Origin of the sequence: Atopostipes suicloacalis DSM 15692 (genome assembly GCF_900129085.1) — a bacterium.
In the GTDB taxonomy this organism is placed as follows: Bacteria; Bacillota; Bacilli; order Lactobacillales; family Carnobacteriaceae_A; genus Atopostipes; species Atopostipes suicloacalis.
Map to the genome: position 1 here is coordinate 19,772 of NZ_FQUF01000016.1, position 20,325 is coordinate 40,096.

18 protein-coding genes and 1 pseudogene are annotated in these 20,325 nt (G+C 34.6%); 16 read left to right on the forward strand and 3 right to left on the reverse strand.

Annotated elements, in window-relative coordinates:
• Nucleotides 1–173: 173 nt before the first annotated feature.
• The 4 genes from BUB96_RS06000 to BUB96_RS06015 all read left to right on the forward strand — a co-directional run bounded on the left by BUB96_RS06000 (nucleotide 174) and on the right by BUB96_RS06015 (nucleotide 4,988).
• Nucleotides 174–1,373: a MalY/PatB family protein gene (locus BUB96_RS06000; RefSeq protein ID WP_200789054.1), complete on the forward strand. Its 1,200-nt coding sequence runs from the start codon at nucleotides 174–176 to the stop codon at nucleotides 1,371–1,373.
• A gap of 192 nt (nucleotides 1,374–1,565) precedes the next feature.
• On the forward strand, nucleotides 1,566–2,849 hold the full coding sequence (locus tag BUB96_RS06005) for a PTS sugar transporter subunit IIC (RefSeq protein ID WP_073297814.1): 1,284 nt from the start codon (nucleotides 1,566–1,568) through the stop codon (nucleotides 2,847–2,849).
• A 31-nt stretch (nucleotides 2,850–2,880) separates the two neighbouring features.
• Entirely contained in the window at nucleotides 2,881–3,855 is a 975-nt protein-coding gene (locus BUB96_RS06010) for a glycosylasparaginase (RefSeq protein WP_073297816.1), read from the forward strand.
• Nucleotides 3,852–4,988, forward strand: coding sequence for a Sapep family Mn(2+)-dependent dipeptidase (locus BUB96_RS06015; protein ID WP_234945811.1), 1,137 nt, complete (start codon nucleotides 3,852–3,854; stop codon nucleotides 4,986–4,988). Before BUB96_RS06010 ends, BUB96_RS06015 begins: the two co-directional genes overlap by 4 nt.
• A gap of 70 nt (nucleotides 4,989–5,058) precedes the next feature.
• Here BUB96_RS06015 and BUB96_RS06020 read toward each other — a convergent pair whose 3' ends face one another.
• Nucleotides 5,059–5,568: a cupin domain-containing protein gene (locus tag BUB96_RS06020; protein ID WP_073297820.1), complete on the reverse strand. Its 510-nt coding sequence runs from the start codon at nucleotides 5,566–5,568 to the stop codon at nucleotides 5,059–5,061.
• Nucleotides 5,569–6,035: 467 nt separating this feature from the next.
• A complete protein-coding gene (locus BUB96_RS06030) occupies nucleotides 6,036–7,538 on the reverse strand; it encodes an FAD/NAD(P)-binding protein (protein WP_073297822.1) in 1,503 nt (500 codons plus the stop codon).
• 327 nt (nucleotides 7,539–7,865) lie between these two features.
• Between BUB96_RS06030 and BUB96_RS06035 the strand changes: the two are divergent.
• The 10 genes and pseudogenes from BUB96_RS06035 to BUB96_RS06085 all read left to right on the forward strand — a co-directional run.
• Nucleotides 7,866–8,288, forward strand: a pseudogene (locus tag BUB96_RS06035) (YtoQ family protein); the annotation flags it as partial.
• Nucleotides 8,289–8,480: 192 nt separating this feature from the next.
• A complete protein-coding gene (gene trxB, locus BUB96_RS06040; protein WP_456061848.1) occupies nucleotides 8,481–9,425 on the forward strand; it encodes a thioredoxin-disulfide reductase in 945 nt (314 codons plus the stop codon).
• A gap of 11 nt (nucleotides 9,426–9,436) precedes the next feature.
• A complete protein-coding gene (locus tag BUB96_RS06045) occupies nucleotides 9,437–9,670 on the forward strand; it encodes a glutaredoxin family protein (protein WP_073297828.1) in 234 nt (77 codons plus the stop codon).
• A 142-nt stretch (nucleotides 9,671–9,812) separates the two neighbouring features.
• Entirely contained in the window at nucleotides 9,813–10,472 is a 660-nt protein-coding gene (locus tag BUB96_RS06050) for an ArsR/SmtB family transcription factor (RefSeq protein ID WP_073297831.1), read from the forward strand.
• Nucleotides 10,473–10,544: 72 nt separating this feature from the next.
• Entirely contained in the window at nucleotides 10,545–11,414 is an 870-nt protein-coding gene (locus BUB96_RS06055; RefSeq protein WP_073297833.1) for a glycosyltransferase family 8 protein, read from the forward strand.
• Nucleotides 11,398–12,756: a glutathione-disulfide reductase gene (gene gor / locus BUB96_RS06060; protein WP_073297836.1), complete on the forward strand. Its 1,359-nt coding sequence runs from the start codon at nucleotides 11,398–11,400 to the stop codon at nucleotides 12,754–12,756. Before BUB96_RS06055 ends, gor begins: the two co-directional genes overlap by 17 nt.
• Before the next feature lie 321 nt (nucleotides 12,757–13,077).
• The gene (locus BUB96_RS06065; RefSeq protein WP_073297838.1) at nucleotides 13,078–14,841 is read left to right on the forward strand and encodes an ABC transporter ATP-binding protein; all 1,764 of its coding nucleotides are present in this window, start codon (nucleotides 13,078–13,080) and stop codon (nucleotides 14,839–14,841) included.
• Nucleotides 14,842–16,590, forward strand: a complete 1,749-nt coding sequence (locus tag BUB96_RS06070) for an ABC transporter ATP-binding protein (protein WP_073297840.1) — start codon at nucleotides 14,842–14,844, stop codon at nucleotides 16,588–16,590.
• A 276-nt stretch (nucleotides 16,591–16,866) separates the two neighbouring features.
• Nucleotides 16,867–16,995, forward strand: a complete 129-nt coding sequence (locus tag BUB96_RS06075) for a putative holin-like toxin (RefSeq protein WP_143274288.1) — start codon at nucleotides 16,867–16,869, stop codon at nucleotides 16,993–16,995.
• A 598-nt stretch (nucleotides 16,996–17,593) separates the two neighbouring features.
• On the forward strand, nucleotides 17,594–18,142 hold the full coding sequence (locus tag BUB96_RS06085; RefSeq protein ID WP_073297846.1) for a DUF5626 family protein: 549 nt from the start codon (nucleotides 17,594–17,596) through the stop codon (nucleotides 18,140–18,142).
• On the opposite strand, the gene BUB96_RS06090 is transcribed toward BUB96_RS06085, so the two are convergent.
• Complete coding sequence (locus tag BUB96_RS06090; RefSeq protein ID WP_073297848.1) at nucleotides 18,132–18,629, reverse strand: helix-turn-helix domain-containing protein; 498 nt, start codon at nucleotides 18,627–18,629, stop codon at nucleotides 18,132–18,134. The genes BUB96_RS06085 and BUB96_RS06090 overlap by 11 nt on opposite strands.
• A 235-nt stretch (nucleotides 18,630–18,864) precedes the next feature.
• Between BUB96_RS06090 and BUB96_RS06095 the strand changes: the two genes are divergently transcribed.
• Complete coding sequence (locus BUB96_RS06095; protein WP_073297850.1) at nucleotides 18,865–19,290, forward strand: hypothetical protein; 426 nt, start codon at nucleotides 18,865–18,867, stop codon at nucleotides 19,288–19,290.
• 296 nt (nucleotides 19,291–19,586) lie between these two features.
• A complete protein-coding gene (locus tag BUB96_RS06100) occupies nucleotides 19,587–20,315 on the forward strand; it encodes a metallophosphoesterase family protein (RefSeq protein ID WP_073297853.1) in 729 nt (242 codons plus the stop codon).
• Nucleotides 20,316–20,325: the final 10 nt, after the last annotated feature.

Below are 20,325 nucleotides of genomic sequence, written 5' to 3' on the forward strand. Positions count from 1 at the left end.
AAATAAATTACTCTAAATAAAACCGCAATGGAAGTCCTCTAATTTTAGAGGGCTTTCCTTGCGTTTTTTTAATTTGTATACGATCTAAGTTTATATTGTTTGAAATACAGATTTAGATATAGGAGATTTATATAAATTATGTTAAGTTAGTATTAATTAAATTAAAGAAGGGCATGACTAAAGTGATGTATGATTTTCAAACAAGGATAAATCGTGAAGGAGCTGGTTCATTTAAATGGGATTCTATGCAGGCGGCCAATCCTGAAGTTTCATCAAATGTAGTACCTTTATCTATTGCAGATATGGAATTTGTTAATGCGCCAGAAATTAAGAAAGGTCTACAAAAATATTTAGAAACTGCTGTATTAGGTTATCAAGCCGCTTATCCATCATTTATAGAGGCAGTTGTCGATTGGCAAGAAAAACGATATGGCTGGTCTATTCAAAGCGATTGGCTTGTGGATGCTAATAATGTAGTGTCGGCTATATATGCCGCAGTTCAAGCCTTTACTGAAGAAGACGATGGCGTAATTATTTTTAGACCTTCTTATCCGCCCTTTGGTAATGCGATTGATGTAAATAATCGAATCGAAGTAGGCATCCCATTATTAAATGACGAAGGTTATTACACGATTGATTTTGATAAATTTGAAAAAGCTGCTGCAGAACCTAATAATAAGATGCTGATTTTGTGTAATCCTCATAATCCAGTCGGTCGTGTTTGGACAAAAGAAGAACTGAAAAAAATTGCAGAAATTTCTGTTAAACATAATCTATTGGTTGTATCCGATGAAATTTGGCGAGATTTTACAATGCCAGGTTATGAATATACACCATTAGCTACAGTGAATGATGAGTTAGCTTCATCATTGATGACTTGTACTTCTACATCGAAATCATTTAACTTAGCGGGTTTAAAATTAGCTTCTATCATCATTAAAGATGAAAAATTACGCGAAAAGTTTCAAGCAGAACTTGAATTAATGCGTGGTGGAGTTGTAGGACCACTTGCCTATAAAGGTGTAGAGTTAGCCTATACAAAAGCTGAACCTTGGTTAGATGAAGTAGTAAAAGTTATAGATACAAATCAAAATCTTGTACATGATTTCTTTAAAGAAAAATATCCAAAAATTAAAGCACCTAAAATTGAAGGGACATATGTTCAATGGGTTGATTTCAATGGTATAGGCATGTCAGATGAAGAAAGAATAAACTTTTTAGAACAAGAAGCTGAATTCTTTACGGATCACGGAATTAAATTTGGAGAAGAAGGTTGTGGTTATGAAAGAATTAATTTAGCATTACCAACTGAAATTCTACGTGAATCACTTGAACGTTTGGTGGATGCACTAAAAGAATATGAACAAGTTTAATTTTAAAGAAGAATAAAAGAATTCTTTAAACACTTCGTCTCGGATTCTCATTAAATGGGGATCCGAGATTTTTTGTTGAATACTTACGTTTGAATGGTTGCTAAAAATGTAAATAACGCCTAAAATATAAAAAGCTATTATAAGATTTAACAAAAATAGGTTAAATCAAAATTTAGAATTGGAGTGATATACATGTTAGATTTTTTAGAACGAATATTGATGCCTTTGGCTCAAAAAATTGGGAATAATAAATACCTTCTGGCTATTCGTGATGGTTTTTTAATTACCATGCCTTTATTGATTGTGGGTTCCTTTTTTCTTTTATTTGCCAATTTTCCTATTCCTGGTTGGACAGAGTTTTGGGCAAAAATATTTGGAGACAATTGGATTCAATTCTTCTCTAAACCAACAGATGCTACCTTTTCACTTTTAGGTATTTTAACGGTTATGGGGATTGGTTATTCTTTTGCGAAGCAAATGGAAGTCAATCCAATTTTCGGGGCAGCTATTTCCTTAGTGAATTGGTTTTTATTGATGCCTTATGAAATCGTTAGCGACGGAGAAAGTATTTCTGGTATCCCATTACCATGGGTAGGTTCTCAGGGTGTCTTTCTTTCGATTATTGTTGCTATTTTATCTGTACATATTTATAAATGGGCTGAAGACAAAGGCTGGGTGATTAGAATGCCAGAAGGGGTTCCACCTCAAGTAGAGCGTTCTTTCTCTGCTTTAATCCCTTCAGGTGTTGCTTTGTTTGTTTTCTTTATTATCAATATTTTATTTGGCATTACTTCTTATGGAAATGCGTTTGTTTTTGTATATGAAATTTTACAAATTCCATTATTAGCATTAGGAAATACAATGACAGCCATGGTTATCGCTTATTTATTCTTACACTTTTTCTGGTTTATTGGTATTAATGGTGGTTCGGTAGTAGGAGCTGTATTTAATCCTATTTTACAAACGTTATCTGCTGAAAACTTAACGGCTTATCGTGCAGGTGAAGAATTACCTAATATCATTAACCAACAATTTCAAGATTTGTTTGCTACTTTTGGAGGTGCAGGTTCTACACTATCATTGTTGATTGCAATGTTTTTCTTTTGTAAATCAAAACGAATTACGGAATTAGGAAAATTATCTATTTTACCAGGATTTTTTGGAATTAATGAACCGGTCGTATTCGGTTTGCCAATTGTTTTAAATCCAATGATGTTAATTCCATTTGTATTGGTACCTACTATAAATATTATTATTTCCTATGCAAGTATGGCAGCTGGTTTAGTTCCTTACACTAGTGGAGTGGCTGTTCCATGGACAATGCCAGTCATTGTTTCGGGCTTTTTATCTACCGGCTGGCGTGGAGCATTGCTTCAAGGATTGTTGTTAATTTTAGGTGTCATTTTGTATTATCCGTTTATTCGAATTTTGGATCGTCAATATTTAAAAGAAGAATTAGAAAGCACAAATGAATAGAAACGGACAAAATTTGTGAGGAGGATTTATTATGTGGGGCATGATTGCAACTTGGCGTATGGCTGTAGAAGGAATTACAGAAGGTGCCGGAACTTTAAAAAAAGGTGGCAATGCTGCAGATGCGATAGTGGAAGCTATTAGTGAAGTTGAAGATTTTCCTTATTATAAATCAGTTGGTTATGGTGGTTTACCGAATGAAGAGATGGAAGTTGAATTAGATGCGGCTTACATGAATGGAACAACTCTTGACTTTGGCGCAGTAGGGGCTGTAAAAGATTTTGCAAATCCTATTGCGATTGCACGAAGATTGAGCATTGAAAAAGCCAATAATTTCTTAGTTGGAATAGGTGCTGAAAAATTCGCACACAAAGAAGGTTTTGAACGAAAGACAATGTTAACAGAACGGGCTAAAACCCATTATAAAAACCGAACATATAAACTAAGTCAACAAGAAAATGAATTAACCCCTTATACAGGCCATGACACTGTTGGAATGGTTGCATTAGATCAAGAAGGTTTAATGACAGCCGGTACTTCAACAAGTGGCTTATTCATGAAAAAACCAGGGCGTGTTGGTGATTCACCAGTCATTGGAAGTGGTTTTTACGTAGATAGTGAAATCGGTGGTGCCACTGCGACAGGTTTAGGAGAAGACTTAATGAAAGGGATGATCTCTTATGAGATTGTTTCTTTTATGGGTGCAGGATTTTCTCCACAAGAAGCTTGTGAAAAAGCAGTAGACAAGTTAGATAAAAAGTTAAAAGAACGACGAGAAGAAGCAGGCGATTTATCCGTTGTTGCCATGGATAAAGACGGGAATTATGGAGTCGCATCGAACATTGAAGGCTTTTCATTTGCGGTAGTCACTGAAAATGAGGAATCAGAAGTGTTTATCGTAGATAAAATAAAAAACGGTAAATGTCACTACGAAAAAGCAACTCAAGAATGGTTAGATGACTATATGAAAACTCGGACAGCACCATTAAAGGAAGAATGGAAAAAATGACATTAATCGAAGAACAATTACTGAAAGAAATAAATCAGTTAAAAGATCAAATGATCCATAGTATCCAAGAAGTAGTGAAAGTTAAAAGTGTAGCAGGACAACCAAAAGAAGATGCACCTTATGGCGAAGGACCAAAATCCGCACTTATGCGCGCATTAGATATTGCTGAAAATTTAGGTTTCAAAACGGTTAATTTAGATAACCAAATTGGTTACGCTGTTTATGGCGATCCAGCTGACGAGGATTATATTGCTTCAGTGGGACATATGGATGTAGTACCGGAAGGGGATGGCTGGAACTTTCCACCATATTCTGCTCAAATTGAGGATGACACAATGTATGGGCGTGGAGTTTTAGATAACAAAGGTCCAATAATGACAACATTATTTGCACTCGCAGCGATTAAAAATGCTGGAGCAGAAATAAAACGCCCTATTCGCATCGTGTTTGGAACAGATGAAGAGACCGGAAAGTTTAGAGATATCCAACATTACCTAAAGCAACAAAAACCACCGAAATATGGGTTTACGCCAGACTGTAAATATTCCGTTGTTTATAGCGAGCGTGGGCGTGCTTCTATCTTGTTAAGTGTTGCAAAAGAAAATGTACAAGATTTATTTCATTTTGTAAACCATTACTTTATTGGGGCTAATAACACAGGAGACCGACTAGGCATCGATTACTATAATGAAGAATATGGAACGATGGAAATGCGTGGTTATGAACTTCAAGAAACTGAAGAAACTTATACTTTCAAATTTGTTTTGAGCTATCCGGCTGGTATTACGATTGATGAGATTTATGAAACGGTAAATAAACAAGCTGAAGCTGCTAAAATAGATACAAAATTATTAACAAATAAGGATCCCGTTTTATTTGATAAAAATTCAAAAATGGTAAGACTACTTGGTGATACGTACGAAGAAATCACTGGTTTAAATGGGACACCTGTGACGACGACAGGTGGGACCTATGCAAAAATGATGCCAAATATTGTTCCGTTCGGGCCAAGTTTTCCTGGTCAGAAGGGGATCGGACATCAACCAAATGAGTGGATGCATATTGAAGATCTCATAACCAATGCAAAGATTTATACATTGGCTTTATATCGTTTGGCGAATTTAGAAGACTAAAAGAAAACTCACTAGCTTCTTCTCCTTTTAAGAGAATTAGCTGGTGAGTTTTTTATTGCTCCTATTTGAATTAGTTTTCCCAATATTGTTGAATATTTCCAGGAGCTCCAGTCACGGGGTCTGTGTCTGGAATATTTACGTTTTGAATACTTTCTATAATGGCTTCATAATCACTTGCATCGCCATATTGAAAGTCATAATCAGAGTCGTTTAATGGATAAGCACCGATAATTTCATGATTAGCCGTAGCCTCTAATTTTTTATGGGCCGTTCCCGCAGGTAAAAGCACGACATCGCCTTTGCGAATTGTAAGCAATTGACCATTTTCTCCGCCGAGTTGGACACGAACTTCTCCAGCCGTACAGGCAAGAGCTTCATGAGCTGTTGAATGAAAATGATGTTGATCCATGATTCCGTCTTTCCACCCATTCGTATAGCCGTTATTTGTAAACAATTGAAGAACATCATCCCCTGTATAATCATCATCTAATGTACCCGCTAATACATTTTCAAAATATAAAACAGGTAATGTATTATTTGGATAAGGCTTTTCTTCGTTAAGATAAATAGGTTCTACCATAAGAAATTTCCTCTTTGTTTTAATATCTCTTGGATTGCTAGTGTTCCAAATGATTACAATTGTCTTAATGCAAATATACCAATAATTTGAAAAACTCTACATTAATTTGCTTATGCAATAAATGTTTTTTCTAAATGGGTGCCTATTTTTATCTGAAAGATTTTTTTACGAGAGGCTTCGATACCTCTTATAACACCTAGGGCAGAAATATCATTTTAAGTAGGAAGAAAAATTATAGGGATTTCCAGAAGAATTTTTATGGGGTAGCGCAACAGCGGTAAACCAATTAGAAGGGGCCTATAATGAAGGGAACGGAACCCTAAATCGCTCAAAAAAAATCATTCAACTGGTATAAAAAAGTGATTGAAACAAACGGTGAGGATTTAAGCAATCACTAATTAAAAGGATAAAAAATAGTTGTTCTCTGCTTTTTAGCTGGAGAACAACTATTTTTATCTTCTTTTAACTTAGACAGATTGGTTGTCCATAAACCAATTCGCTGAATAGGAGGCTTGTCGCATCGTCAAATGAGCGTCATTATTTTCATGTTGAGTACTCCCAATTAAAATACCAGTGAAAAAGAAGTTGTCCATTAAACCAAATCGTTGGTTAATCACTTGAGCTTGTGGCCAATCGACGAACACAAAACGACCTTGCTTATGAGGAAGAATTAATTTCTGGTGATATAGACGTTCAATCAATGGTCTATCTTTAGCAATATGTTCAATTGTTGTATCAAAGCCTGTTGCATTAATTAAAAGATCAGCAGTTTTGGTTTGATCAGCTCTGATAGTAAATGTTCCATTCTCTTCTAGTTGTACGTCAGAAATACCCTCTACTAATCTTACTTTACCAGCATCCAGTAACTCAAATAACCATTTAAATGTTTTATTTGGTACACGAGCTTTAAAGAAGAGTAATTTCTTGTGGTATTGATTTAGGTAGCGCTCTTGATCTTCACCACTTAGCGTATTAAATAAATCAGGTAGATAAGCAATAAGTTTCGCTGCATAAGAGTGAATGAGTGCTAGTTCCTGATCATTAGATTCTAAAGCTAAACGCATAGCCTTTAAATCATCTGCTTTATAGCGATTATAAACAGTTTTGACATCTACCCCTTCTTGTTTGATATCTTCTATAAAGATTTTAATCATTTCATCTAAAGGAATCATTCCCTTGTGAGAATCCATTTGAGCTTTTATCCAATCTCTTGAAAATGTAAATTGAAATTCTTCTTTCTCCAAAGGAATAGTAGGGAAATTAAAAATTTCACCGGAAGGCACGTAATACGTCAATGGTTCTTTGAGTTCATAGTTGGTCATTAAAAAACGCATCAAATCAATACCCGTTGCACCACTACCAATCACCCCAATTTTTTCATCCCCTGTCAAATGACCAAGAACTTCATGCATCGGATAAGGATTATGTATATAATTTTCTTTTCCTACAAGTTGGTAATAATCGGCATAGGGCGGATGACCAATCGCAAGGAAGACTGCATCATAAAAAGTATCCAGCCAACCCTTTGTTGTTTTTAATTGATAAATATAATTTCCTGATTTTGTATCGGTTATGGGCTCTTTTGTTTCTGCATCTAAAACATTCAAATCAACCACTTTATAAGGATGATGAGCCACTTGTTTATGGTTAAAATATGGAGCAAACCTTTCTGCTAAATAGCGGCCATATTTTGGTCTCGAAACTAAACCTTCAAAGTTATAAGGTTCGTCATAATTTTCGTGTAACCACTCTACAAAATCATTGGGGACGGAGGAGTCATAGCTAAGAACTTCTGGGTCCACATTTAACATAATCGATTCATCGTCGTGGCCATAGGGGAGTCCAACCCCTAGGACTTCTCTAGGCTCAAAGACATCAATACGATCTTCTTTTTTAAAATTTTTATGGTTTATACATGTTTTGACAATAGTCGCACCGGATATTCCAGCACCAACAATGGCAATTTTCATTGTAAAGCCCCCTTGCTTGTAATTCTTAGGTGTGTTTTCACATCGTAAGTCAACCTATATCATATCATTATTTTTAACAAAATGGGACGTTTCAAAAAAATTTGATTCATCTACTTCATTTTTTTTAATGGAATGTATAATCTAAAATGAGGATGTTTAATTTTATGAAAAATAAGATCGAATAAGATAGTGTAAGCATATTTGGCAAAGAATACCTTTAATTAGTTAAAGGGGTAAAGGTTGAAATGTCTACAAGGTGTATTACAATAAACATAAGTAAACAAACGAAATTTTAAAGGAGCTGAAGAAGCGAAGTTTACAGTTTATTTAGCGGGACAAATTCATGATAATTGGCGAGAGGAATTAATGAAGCAAGCAAAAGATAAAGGATTGAGCCTCGATTTTGTTTATCCACAAACTGAACATGATTTATCGGATGCTATAGGTGAGCAGATTTTAGGTGAGCAACCTGGAGATTATTATCGAGATGAAGCAGCTTCGGCTATTAACAACTTTAGGACAACAGTTTTGATGGAAAAAGCAGATATGGTGATTGCTTTATTTGGAGATCAATATCGCCAATGGAATACAGCGATGGATGCAACCACAGCGATTAATAAAGGGAAACCACTCATCATAATTCGTCCTAAAAATCTTATTCATGCACTAAAGGAATTATCAAATAAAGCCAATGTGACCGTAGAAACCGTTGAGCAGGCCGTGCAAGTGCTCGAATACATCAATCAATAAATACATTCATGTACGACCACTCTTTTGGAATAAAAGGGTGGTTTTTTGCTTAGCTTCAAACCGTTGACAATGAGTAGATTATCTAATATAATTTATCTATTCAATAAATCAATTGAATAGATTCTAACAATTAAACTTAATAATTTAAAAGTGAGAGGAGATTATTTTTTGACAAAAGAGTCTATAAAACAAATCTATGATGTCATTATTATCGGAGCGGGTCCTGCTGGAATGACGGCTGCTCTTTATGCCTCACGCGCGAATCTTTCAACTTTAATGATTGAAAGAGGAATGCCAGGTGGTCAAATGGCAAACACAGAAGATATTGAAAATTATCCAAGCTATGATTACATTTTAGGTCCAGACTTATCTTCTAAGATGTTTGAACATGCGAAAAAATTTGGTGCAGAATATACCTATGGTGACATTAAAGAAGTCATTGATCATGGAGAAACCAAAACAGTCATTACAAGCTTGAAAAATTTTGAAGCTTATTCAGTAATTATTGCCACCGGTTCAGAACCTAGAAAATTAGACAGTTCCGGTGAAGAAGAGCTGGCTGGTCGTGGCGTCTCTTATTGTGCAGTATGTGATGGAGCCTTCTTTAAGGATAAAGAGCTCGTCGTGGTCGGTGGAGGAGACTCAGCGGTAGAAGAAGGCATGTATTTAACTAAATTTGCTTCAAAAGTGACCGTTATTCACCGTCGAGAGAAATTAAGAGCTCAAAAGATTCTACAAGAGCGAGCTTTTGCGAATGAAAAAATGAACTTTGAGTGGAATCAAGTGGTTTCTAAAATAAATGGACAAGATAATAAAGTGAGTAGTGTCACCTTAACTTCTACTGTGGATGGTTCTGAACAGGATTTTGAAACTGATGGAGCCTTTATTTATATAGGGAATTTACCAAAATCAGAGCCTTTTAAACATTTAAATATCACAAATGAAGAAGGCTACATTCAAACGAATGAATTAATGGAAACCACCATACCTGGGATTTATGCAGCAGGAGATATCCGGGAAAAACATTTGCGACAAATCGTTACAGCAACGTCCGATGGTAGTATCGCTGCAGAAGCTGCTTCCGGTTATATAGAAAAAATTAAAGAAAAAACAAAATCCACAAATATTAATCAATAGGAGAAAATAAAATGAACGATATTACAATTTACGTAACAGGTACTTGCCCTTACTGTGAAATGATGAAAAACTATTTAAACGAAAATAATTTATCTTTTAAGGAAATTAACGTGCAGAAAGATCCAATCGCTGCAGAACGCTTAGTCAATGAAACGGGACAAATGGGTGTGCCACAAACCAAAATTAATGGCGAATGGGTGCTTGGTTTTGACCCAATGAGAGCAAATTCATTAATCAAACAATAAATAAATGAGGCAGATTTAAGTGGTTTTCACTTAAGTCTGTCTTTACATAACCATGATGCTTACTGGTTTTGAAGCTTGACAACCTCTCAATATTGGATTACATTTAAAGTAATCAATAACATTCTTGAATGGAGGGAAAACAATGTCAAAGGAAAGAGAACTGAAGGATTTATTGTATCAAGAATTTGCACGGATTGGGAAAAGTTTGTCCAGTCCTAAGCGTTTAGAACTTCTAGATTTATTGGCTCAAGGTCCTAAATCAGTAGAAGAGTTGTCAAAAGCAACAACTATGTCAGTCGCTAATGTCTCCCAACATTTACAAACCTTATTTAATTCAAAACTCGTGACTTCTCACAAAAGAGGCAACTATGTCATTTATGAACTGATGGATGAAGCCATTGCGGATTTTTTGGAGGCCCTGCACACCTTATCAGAGAAACAATACATGGAAGTTCAACAGATCAAACAAGAATTCTTAAATGCGAGTCAGGATCTAAATGATATTTCTCTTGAGGAACTGAACCAACGTATGGAAAATGGCGAAATTGTATTAATGGATGTTCGCCCAAAAACGGAGTATGAAAGTAGTCATATACCTGGTGCGGTTTCTGTACCGATGGATGAGTTGGATGCGCATATTTCATCTTTGCCTAAAAACAAAGAGATTGTGGCTTATTGTCGAGGCACGTATTGTTTAATGTCTACAGAAGCCGTAAAACTTTTACATGAGCAAGGCTTAGAAGCTTCGCGTCTACAAAAAAGTGTTCAGGATTGGTATCAATATCAAATGGAACATAGTTGAAAAAAATGTACTTACTAAAAAGGAATCGTTATAATAAAAGTAGCAATGATTATTTTCAGGGAGGTACAAGCGATGAACTTGGTATTTTCTTTTGATGAGGGCTATGCAGATGTGTTTAAAGTTCTCTTACATTCTATTTATTTGAATAACAAAGAGACTCGTTTTAATATTTATTTATTGCATGATGAGATGTTGACAGACACATTAGAAGATTTGCAAAGACATATAGAATACTATAAATATAATTTTTTCCCTATTGATTGCCGAGAGTATTTAGAACAGTCAGAAAACTTTCGAATTAATCGGTATTACACGATAGAAATGTATTTATGGTTGTTTGCACCGTACTTACTACCTAAAGAAGTAGACAGAGCATTATATCTCGATGCAGATATTGTAAATATGAATGCTATAGAAGATTTTTATTCTCAAGATTTTGAAGATCATTTATTTGTAGCGATGGACTATAAGATTAAAAATAAAATGATTCAACCCTTTAATAATTTACGTTTAGGAACGAAGGATGCTGATAACTATTTTAATACCGGGATTGTCTTGATGAATATTCAAAAATTACGTGAGGAAAGAACAGCAAAAGAAATTTCTGAAGCAGTGGTAGATAATAAAGCCATTTTGATTCTCCCAGATCAAGATGTTTTCAATTATTTATATCATGATGAAATAAAAGAAAATTCATGGGAGATTTATAATGTGGATCCTAGATTATATCAAGTCTTCCAATTAATTAATCCAGAAACGTATAACTTAGGTTGGGTTGAAGACGAGGTTGTTTTTATTCATTTTGCTGGGAAACACAAACCATGGGTAGAACGTGAAAAATATAAATGGGATTTAGGTAAATACTATTTTGAATTTGAAAAGATGTTAATGGATACTTATACAGAAAGAGAGAGTGACAGAATAGATGGCAGAACATTTTGATTATCTAGTGATTGGTGGAGGTAGTGGAGGAATAGCTTCCGCAAATCGTGCAGGGGAACATGGGGCGAAAGTTGGTTTGATCGAAGCCAGAAATTTAGGAGGAACTTGCGTTAATTTAGGATGTGTACCCAAAAAAGTTATGTGGTATGTAGCTAAATTAATGGAAGACTTCGATTTATATGGTAAAGGCTATGGACTTGAATTTTCAGAAGAGCCTCAATTGAATTTTAAAAAATTAAAAGAAAATCGAGATCAATACATTGAGTTTTTACACACTGCCTATCAAAGAGGTTTAGATAACAATAATGTTGAACATATCAAAGGTTATGGAAAAATAGTGGATAACCATACTGTCGATGTGGATGGTGTTGAATATACTGCAGACCATATTCTTATTGCAACCGGAGGACGTCCAAAACGATTAAACATTCCGGGAGCCGAATATGGAATTGATTCCGATGGCTTCTTTGATTTAGAAGAACTTCCAGAAAGCGTGGCGATTATCGGTGGCGGTTATATCGGAGTTGAAATTAGCGGATTGCTTCGTACATTTGGTGTAGAAGCGCATGTTTTTGAATTTTTACCTTCTGTTTTAGCAACCTTTGATTCAATCGTTAAAGATGGTTACATGGAAATTGCTGAAAACGAAGGCTTTGCAGATACTATCCATACAGATGCTTCCGTTCAAAAAGTAGAGAAAAAAGGCGATAAATATATTCTGCATTTTGAAGATGGATCTACCCACGAAACAGACTTAGTCCTTTGGGCAACAGGACGTGCACCAAATGTAGAAAATATTGGTCTTGAAAATGTTGGTGTTGAGTTAAATGACCTTGGATTTATTAAAGTCGATCAATATCAAAATACGACTATAGATAACATTTATTCAGTTGGTGATGTTTTAGGTATCTTAAACTTAACTCCTGTTGCGATTGCTGCTGGACGTCAATTATCAGAGCGTCTCTTTAATAACAAAAAAGAAGCAAAAGTGGACTATACCAATGTCCCTTCCGTTGTCTTTACAGAACCTCCAATTGGAGCAGTAGGCTTAACCGAGGATGAAGCCGTTGCAGAATATGGAGAAGGAAATATTAAAGTTTATAAATCCGTCTTTACATCCATGCATAGTTCGATTACCGACAACCGCCAAAAAGCGTATATGAAATTAATTTGCGCTGGAAATGACGAAAAAATTGTTGGTTTGCACGGAATTGGTCAAGGAATGGATGAAATGCTGCAAGGATTTGGTGTCGCTATTAAAATGGGCGCAACCAAAGCTGACTTTGATGAAACTGTCGCTATTCACCCAACAGCTGCCGAAGAATTTGTCACTATGCGTTAATTCAAATAAAATAATGAGTTAAAACGGAAGGATCCCCTAATAAGGAACCTTCCGTTTTATTTTTTTATTTAAAGACTAAATAGTAATTGGAGAAAAGTTTGAGCTCACGTGCGGAGAGAGTTGGTCACACGCAAGCTCGCTTTGCTAACATTCAAGCTCATCTAAAAAAAGATTTTTGAAATTTTAACTTTAAAAATAATCGTTGTCTATAGAAAAAGCTCATTTTAAAAAAGAAAGAGTAAAATACTTGAATACAATTATTTCATATCAAAATCTATTATGTTAAGATGGAACATAATATAGTAAAAAGGATTTAACTAAATGAAAAAATTACTTAAATATTTTCAAGGTTATCGATTAATGGGGATACTCGCGCCACTCTTCAAACTGATAGAGGCTTTAATGGAGCTGACTGTCCCTCTCATTATTGTTCAAATAGTGGATAATGTGATCCCCGCAAATGATCGCAGCCTTCTTCTTTATTATGTTGGATTGATGTTTTTAGTTGCGCTACTTAGTCTGGGATTCTCTATTGCTGGACAATTCTTTTCAGCGCGAGCAGCAATAGGTTTTACGAAAAATTTAACCGAAGATTTATACAAAAAAACAATCGGGTTGAGTCAGGCGGCATTTGATAAATTTACTCCCAGTAGTTTAATTTCAAGGATTACAGGAGATACCTTTCAAATTCAAACAGGCTTGAATCTTTTCTTTCGTTTATTTTTACGTTCACCGTTCATTGTTTTTGGTTCTTTATTCATGGCCATGCAAATTGACTTACGAACAACAAGCTATTTTGTCATTATGACCGTGGTGTTATTTGCTATATCCATAGGAATTATTTACATAACCACACCTTATCAACAACAAATCCGTGTAAAATTCGATGCCTTAGTCACTTCGACTCGAGAACAAATGCAGGGATTTCGAGTCATTCGAGCATTTAGACAGGAAGACCGAGAAAAAGAAGAATTCAAAGTCTTAAATAAAGACCTAACCAAAAAACAACAACAAACGGGTTATATCTCCATCCTTACAAATCCTCTAACCTTTGTCACTATTAATGCGACGTTGATTTTGCTTATTTGGGATGGAGCGAGCTTTGTTAATGAAGGGACATTAACCCAAGGACAAATCGTCGCTCTGGTTAACTATCTGCTTGCGATTTTAGTCGAATTGACCAAAATCGTCATGCAAACTGTTCGATTAAACCGTGGATGGGTAAGTGCTCGCCGTGTGGCTAAAGTGATGGACTATGATTCTGAAAGCGATGAATTCAAAAGCTTAGAAGCAAACATCCAACCATCAAATGACTTAAAGAGCACAGACACTCAAGAGGAGAAAGATACCGCATTTTCCTTTAACCATGTAGATTTCCAATACCCCACCGCAGAAAAAGATGTTTTGTATGATATTAATTTTGAAGTAACGAAAGGAAGTTTCTTTGGAATTATTGGAGGAACGGGAGCAGGTAAATCAACGATTTTACATTTAATTTCTAATATTTATTTACCAACATCTGGAGAAATTCTCTACCACCCTTCAATTTATAAAGGGGCCTCTAGAAAAGGATTAAGAGATGAAATTAGTGTCGTTTCCGGAAAAGTCGCTCTATTTAAGGGGACTATTCGTTCCAACTTATTAGTGGCAAAAGCGGATGCGACAGAAGATGAAATGTGGAAAGCTTTAGAAGATGCTCAAGCGAAGTCATTTGTTGAAAACTTGAGCGAAGGTTTAGATGCACCGGTTTCAGCATTTGGACGAAACTTTTCTGGTGGTCAAAGACAACGACTAACCATTGCGCGAGCATTATTAAAACCTAGTCAAATTTTAATTTTTGATGATGCGACGTCTGCTCTAGATTATCTAACAGAAGCGAATTTATTAAATACTTTAACCGAAAATTATCGTGAGCGAACACTTATTATGGTTTCTCAACGAACCCGTAGTTTAGAAAATGCCGATCAAATATTAGTTATGGATGCTGGAAACCAGATAGGACTTGGTACACATGAGAAACTATTAGAAACCAATCAACTGTATCGAGAAATTTATGAATCACAATTAGTTGCGGAGGTAGAATAGATGAAAACGAATAGAAAAGAGACGACATTACGTTTAATCCGTTTGCTCGCTGATTATAAAATTTTCCTTTTTGGGATTTTATTTTTATCCATTATTCAAGTGGGTCTAACCGTTTATCTCCCTATCTTAATTGGTGAAGCTGTTGATTATATCGTCGGAAAAGGGCAAGTTAATTTTGATCAACTAAAGACGATTTTGGTGCAGATGATTATTGTAGTTATCATTAACACACTTGTCCAATGGATATTACCGATTATGTACCAAAAAGTGTCTTTTGAAATGACAAGTGATTTAAGACAATCTGCTTTGGAAAAAATGCATGGTATGCCGCTGAGTTTTGTGGATAGTCGCAGTACAGGAGATTTAGTCAGTCGGTTGACGACAGATACTGAACAATTAAACGATGGGCTTTTAATGGTCTTCGAGCAGTTTCTAATAGGGCTTTTAACGATTCTATTTACGCTGGTTATGATGTTTCGAATTAACCCAGTGATGATGGCGGTAGTAGCCGTTCTAACACCGATTTCTTTATTTTCTTCACGGTTTATTGCTACAAGAAGTTACGATTACTTTATTAAAAGTGTAGAATCACGCGGAGAATTATCAGAAATTGTTGAAGAAAGTTTAACTCAGAATGAGATTATAACGCTATTCAATATTTATGATGAAAAAGAAGCACAATTCAACGAAATCAACGATCTGTATAGTGATTACTCTGAAAAAGCTACTTTTTATTCATCCACGGTAAATCCAACCACACGCTTTATCAATGCTTTGATTTATGCTGGAGTTGCCTTTATGGGAGTTATTTTAATTTTAAATAATGCCTTAACAGTTGGAGGATTAACCGTATTCCTAAATTATGCGAAAGAATATACGAAACCATTTAATGATATTTCAAATGTATTGGCTGAGCTGCAAAGTGCACTGGCTTCGGCTAATCGCTTATTTACAATATTAGATGGCCCTGTTGAAGTCGAAACTGGAACCAAAGAATATCAGCCTGGACAAGTTAAAGGTGAAGTAGGTTTTGAAGATGTTGACTTCTCCTATACTAAAGACGTTGAGTTAATTCAAGATTTAAATGTTGAGGTTTCCCCAGGGATGAAAGTAGCAATTGTAGGTCCTACGGGTGCTGGAAAATCAACAATGATTAACCTCATCATGCGTTTTTATGAGACAGATGCTGGTCAAATTACTTTGGAAGGCGAACCCATTACAGATTACACAAGAGCTTCGCTGCGTAAGCAACTAGGAATGGTGTTACAAGATGTGTGGTTAAAATCGGGGACAGTCCATGATAATATTGCTTATGGTCATCCAGATGCTGACCGAGAAACGGTGATTAAAGCTGCAAAAGCAGCACACGCACATAAATTCATTACGGCATTACCAGATGGATACGATACAGTTTTAACAGATGGTGGATTGAATTTATCTAAGGGAGAACAACAACTCTTATCAATTGCACGAATTTTTGTTTCTGTTCCAAACGTATTAATACTAGATGAAGCAACGTCATCGATTGATACGCGTACAGAAATGGAAATCCAAGAAGCCTTTCTGAAGTTAATGGAAGGACGCACAAGCTTTATTATTGCGCACCGTTTATCAACCATTCAAGATTCCGACTTAATCTTAGTCATGCAAGATGGTCAAGTCGTTGAGCAAGGCAACCATCATGAATTAATTGAAAAAGAAGGCCTATACTATCAAATGCAAATGGCAAGATCGATAGAGGCCGTTTAAAAACTATAAATGTAAAAGACTTTTGAGATTACTAGAAATTCTCAAAAGTCTTTTTTATTGATTTGATCGAACAAGAAAATAAAAATATTATTATATATTGGAGAGATTTTATTAAGAAAGAATTGTTGAGTGATTGGATTAAATAAAATACAAAACACAAAATACGAACAAACGTTTTCATAATGATTAGTTTATGCTATAATAGTAAAGCAAGAAGTTGAGACGGTGGCTAATCTAATTAGATGGAGGTGGTGCTTATGATATACGTAAGCTCTACTGACTTTGAGAGGAGAGGCCTTTTTGTCAGCATTTGAAACCATTCAAGTCATTATCGCAATTGGAAGTTATTCGATTGCGTTGATTACTTTGGTAGTCAAAGTGCTTAGAAATGACAATAAAAAATAACCGTTCAACTTTGGCGTGTTAACGGTTATTTTTAACTACTAATAAGCCACCGTCTTGAACGGCTTGTCGAGGGTTCTGTTCGCGCAGAGCCCTTTTTCTTATATCTATTATCACATGTACATAGCAAAAAGTAAAGTTTTCTCATTTAATATGAAATTTATGATTTTACCATCTCAAAAATAGGCACAAAAGAATGGTATGAATACTATTATGGCGAGTAAACCAAAGAGTAACTAGATTGTTACGTTGCATTTAATTAAGATGTAACACCTATGATACATGACTCTCTACATCATATCATGTACCTTATAAGTATATTTAATATTTAAAGGAACATTGGTTAGAGAGGATGATTATTTATATATGCGCAAATTTGATGAGGACATTCAGAAGTCGTGTAGTTGGATACGAGACTGCATTTTACTTATTTATATATTTATGATGTTAATCTTTAAAAATGGACTGGCCTTGAGACTGGGAGAAGATAAGTCTTATTTTCTTATACTCATAGGGATTCTGGGGATTTTGTTTATTTATAGAATAATTATTTTCATGTGGACAAAGTTTGGAACAAAAAATAAAAAAGGAGAGGTATCTGATGAATAGTATTTTATCCTTGCTGAATCTATTTTTAGTCTTTCAATCGATTGTTCTTCCAGGGGAAAAAACTTACGAAAACCCAGAAACATTAAATATTGGAATAGAACAGGCGAATATGGAAGTACAAACAGAAAATGTAGAATTTTTGATAGAAGATATTAACGAAGCAGGAAGTCTCACTAAAGGGTATATGGATGAAGATAATATCTTACATACAGTACAAATAGAAGCAAGTTCAACTTCAGATATACCTTCAAGTAACATCGGTCTTATGCGTTTGGCAAATAAAACATATACGATTAGATATACAAAAGATGCTAGTGTAAGTTCCTCTTTTAAAATTGATATTCTCTCTAATAAAATACAAAGAGTACATAGTAGCAGTGTAACTTTGTATAAAGGAACATTGAGCGATAGTAAGTTAGTTAGAATTTCATCAACTAAAGCACAACAAACTTTTAATCAAAAATTATTATTTGGAACGAGAAAGTATAGTATCACTGCTACTGTAAGTAACGGAAAAATTGTTGTTCATGCTATTCCATGATAACTTCTATTGTGGTTCCTCCAAGTCCAAATAAAGCAATCATATCTAGTATAAATTGAATTAAAAAGTATATAGAAAAGGTTAAAACGATCAAACCAATAATTGTACGATATGTCTTCTTATTCTTTCGGGCATACATATAACTATAGGTAGAAATTGGTGTAAACCAAATATAAAGCAAAGGACTTAAAGCTAAAACAAAGATGCAAATATCTTTCCAGTATCTTGTGATATAAGCTTTTATCTTCGGAGTTTCATCAGAGGAAGGCATACTTGTGTTTTCTTTTTCACACTCATAATCCGGTAAAAAGTAAGACATATCTTTTTCAAAAAATTGAGCAATTTGAGCAATATTATCTGTTGAAGGAATAGAAGAGCCATTTTCCCAACGACTGATCGTTTGACGAGAAACATATATTTTTTCTGCTAATTCAGCTTGGGTAATATCATTTTCTTTTCGTAATAATTTAATTTTATCTTTAACCATACTCATTCCTCCAGAGTAACACGATTGTATCATTATTTTAGGTACATTGTATCATAAATGAAGCGTCACTTATTAGATAAAGTGATGTACTTTTAGTGTGAAATAAAAAATAAGGAAAGAAGAGATTAAAAATAAATCGTTTTATAATTTTATAGTCCATTTAATGGAAGTTGGTTTAACCCAGTTCGTCCATAAAAGATTGGGTTTACATAACAATTAATGGGTGGTGATGTTTGTGGAGGAAATAAAGTTAAATAATTACTACAAAAAACAATTAATTTTTTTAATAATTGGGTTTACTTTAGTATTTTTTGTTTTTTATTATGGTAACAATTTTATCTATTCACTATTACATGTTCTACCATATTTCGCTATGGTTACGTTATATTATGAAAAATTTAAGAATCAGCAAATGTTATCCGATTTCAGTAATAAAGAAAATAATTTGAAATTAGATAGTACGGAAAAAGAGAAAATGAAAAAACGTAGTAAGCTGATTTTTAGCTTATCAATAATCATTTCCATAATAATTATTAGTATAAGTTATGTAATAACTAAAAACATCTTTGAGTCTTTATTGTTTTTACCATTATTAGCTATATCAGGTCGAATTTCATTTGATAACCTGAAATATGTAAAAAATATTATCGACTTAAGTTAAATTATTATTCAATAATTATCCGATCAATATTGAATGTACTAGAGAAAAAATGAAAAATTATATAAAAAGAAGTTTCTAGCTGATCGAACTAGAAACTTCTTTTTATGTCTATTCATTCCTCTTTAAGACTAAAATTCAACCGACAATTGAGAAAAAAGAAAATTATTGTTAAAATTTTTTTCCAATACTTTAATAAAATTACGAGGATAAATTAAACTGTTAGTCCGCATTCCTTAAAACTTTCAAAAAATATGATAAAATAGGTTCAGAGAAATTCGAGAGGAGGAGATCTCTCAATGAAAAAAGAAAAATTATTTGTCGTCGGCGACGTTCACGGACAAATTACAATGCTAAAAGAACTGCTCAAATATTGGAAACCTGAAGAGGAACAATTGTTATTCTTAGGCGATCTAGCGGATCGTGGTGAAAATTCAAAAGCAACCCTTGAATGGGCACGAGATTTAAAGGAAGAGCATGAGGCGATTGTGATTAAAGGTAACCACGATGAAATGTTAGAAAAATTCCTCGAAAAGCCAGCAGAACATGTTGCTTTGTATTACATGAATGGTGGGGGAATGACTGTAAATTCTTTACTGAGTCGAAAAGCCAGCCAGCATGAATTTGAAAAGAATGCACAAGAAATTAAAGAAAATTATCCTTGGCTACTTCCATTCTTAAAATCTTTACCTTTGTATCATGAATGGGGAAATTATTTATTTGTGCATGCAGGAGTTAATATGCAAAAAGAAAATTGGAGAGATTCATCTATCCGCGATTTCGTCTGGATTCGAGAAGGCTTTTATGATCAACCGAATCATACAGGCAAAACGATTATCTTCGGGCATACCGTTACAGCCACACTCAACAAAGACTTCAATAACTTTGATATTTGGGAAAGTGGTGATGGACTGATTGGATTGGACGGAGGCGCTGTATATGGCGGGAAGATGCACGCTTTAGTTCTCACAAAAGACGAGATTAAAGAGCATTACTTCGTCGAAAATGACGGCTATCGGTTCGGATAGATAGAAAGAA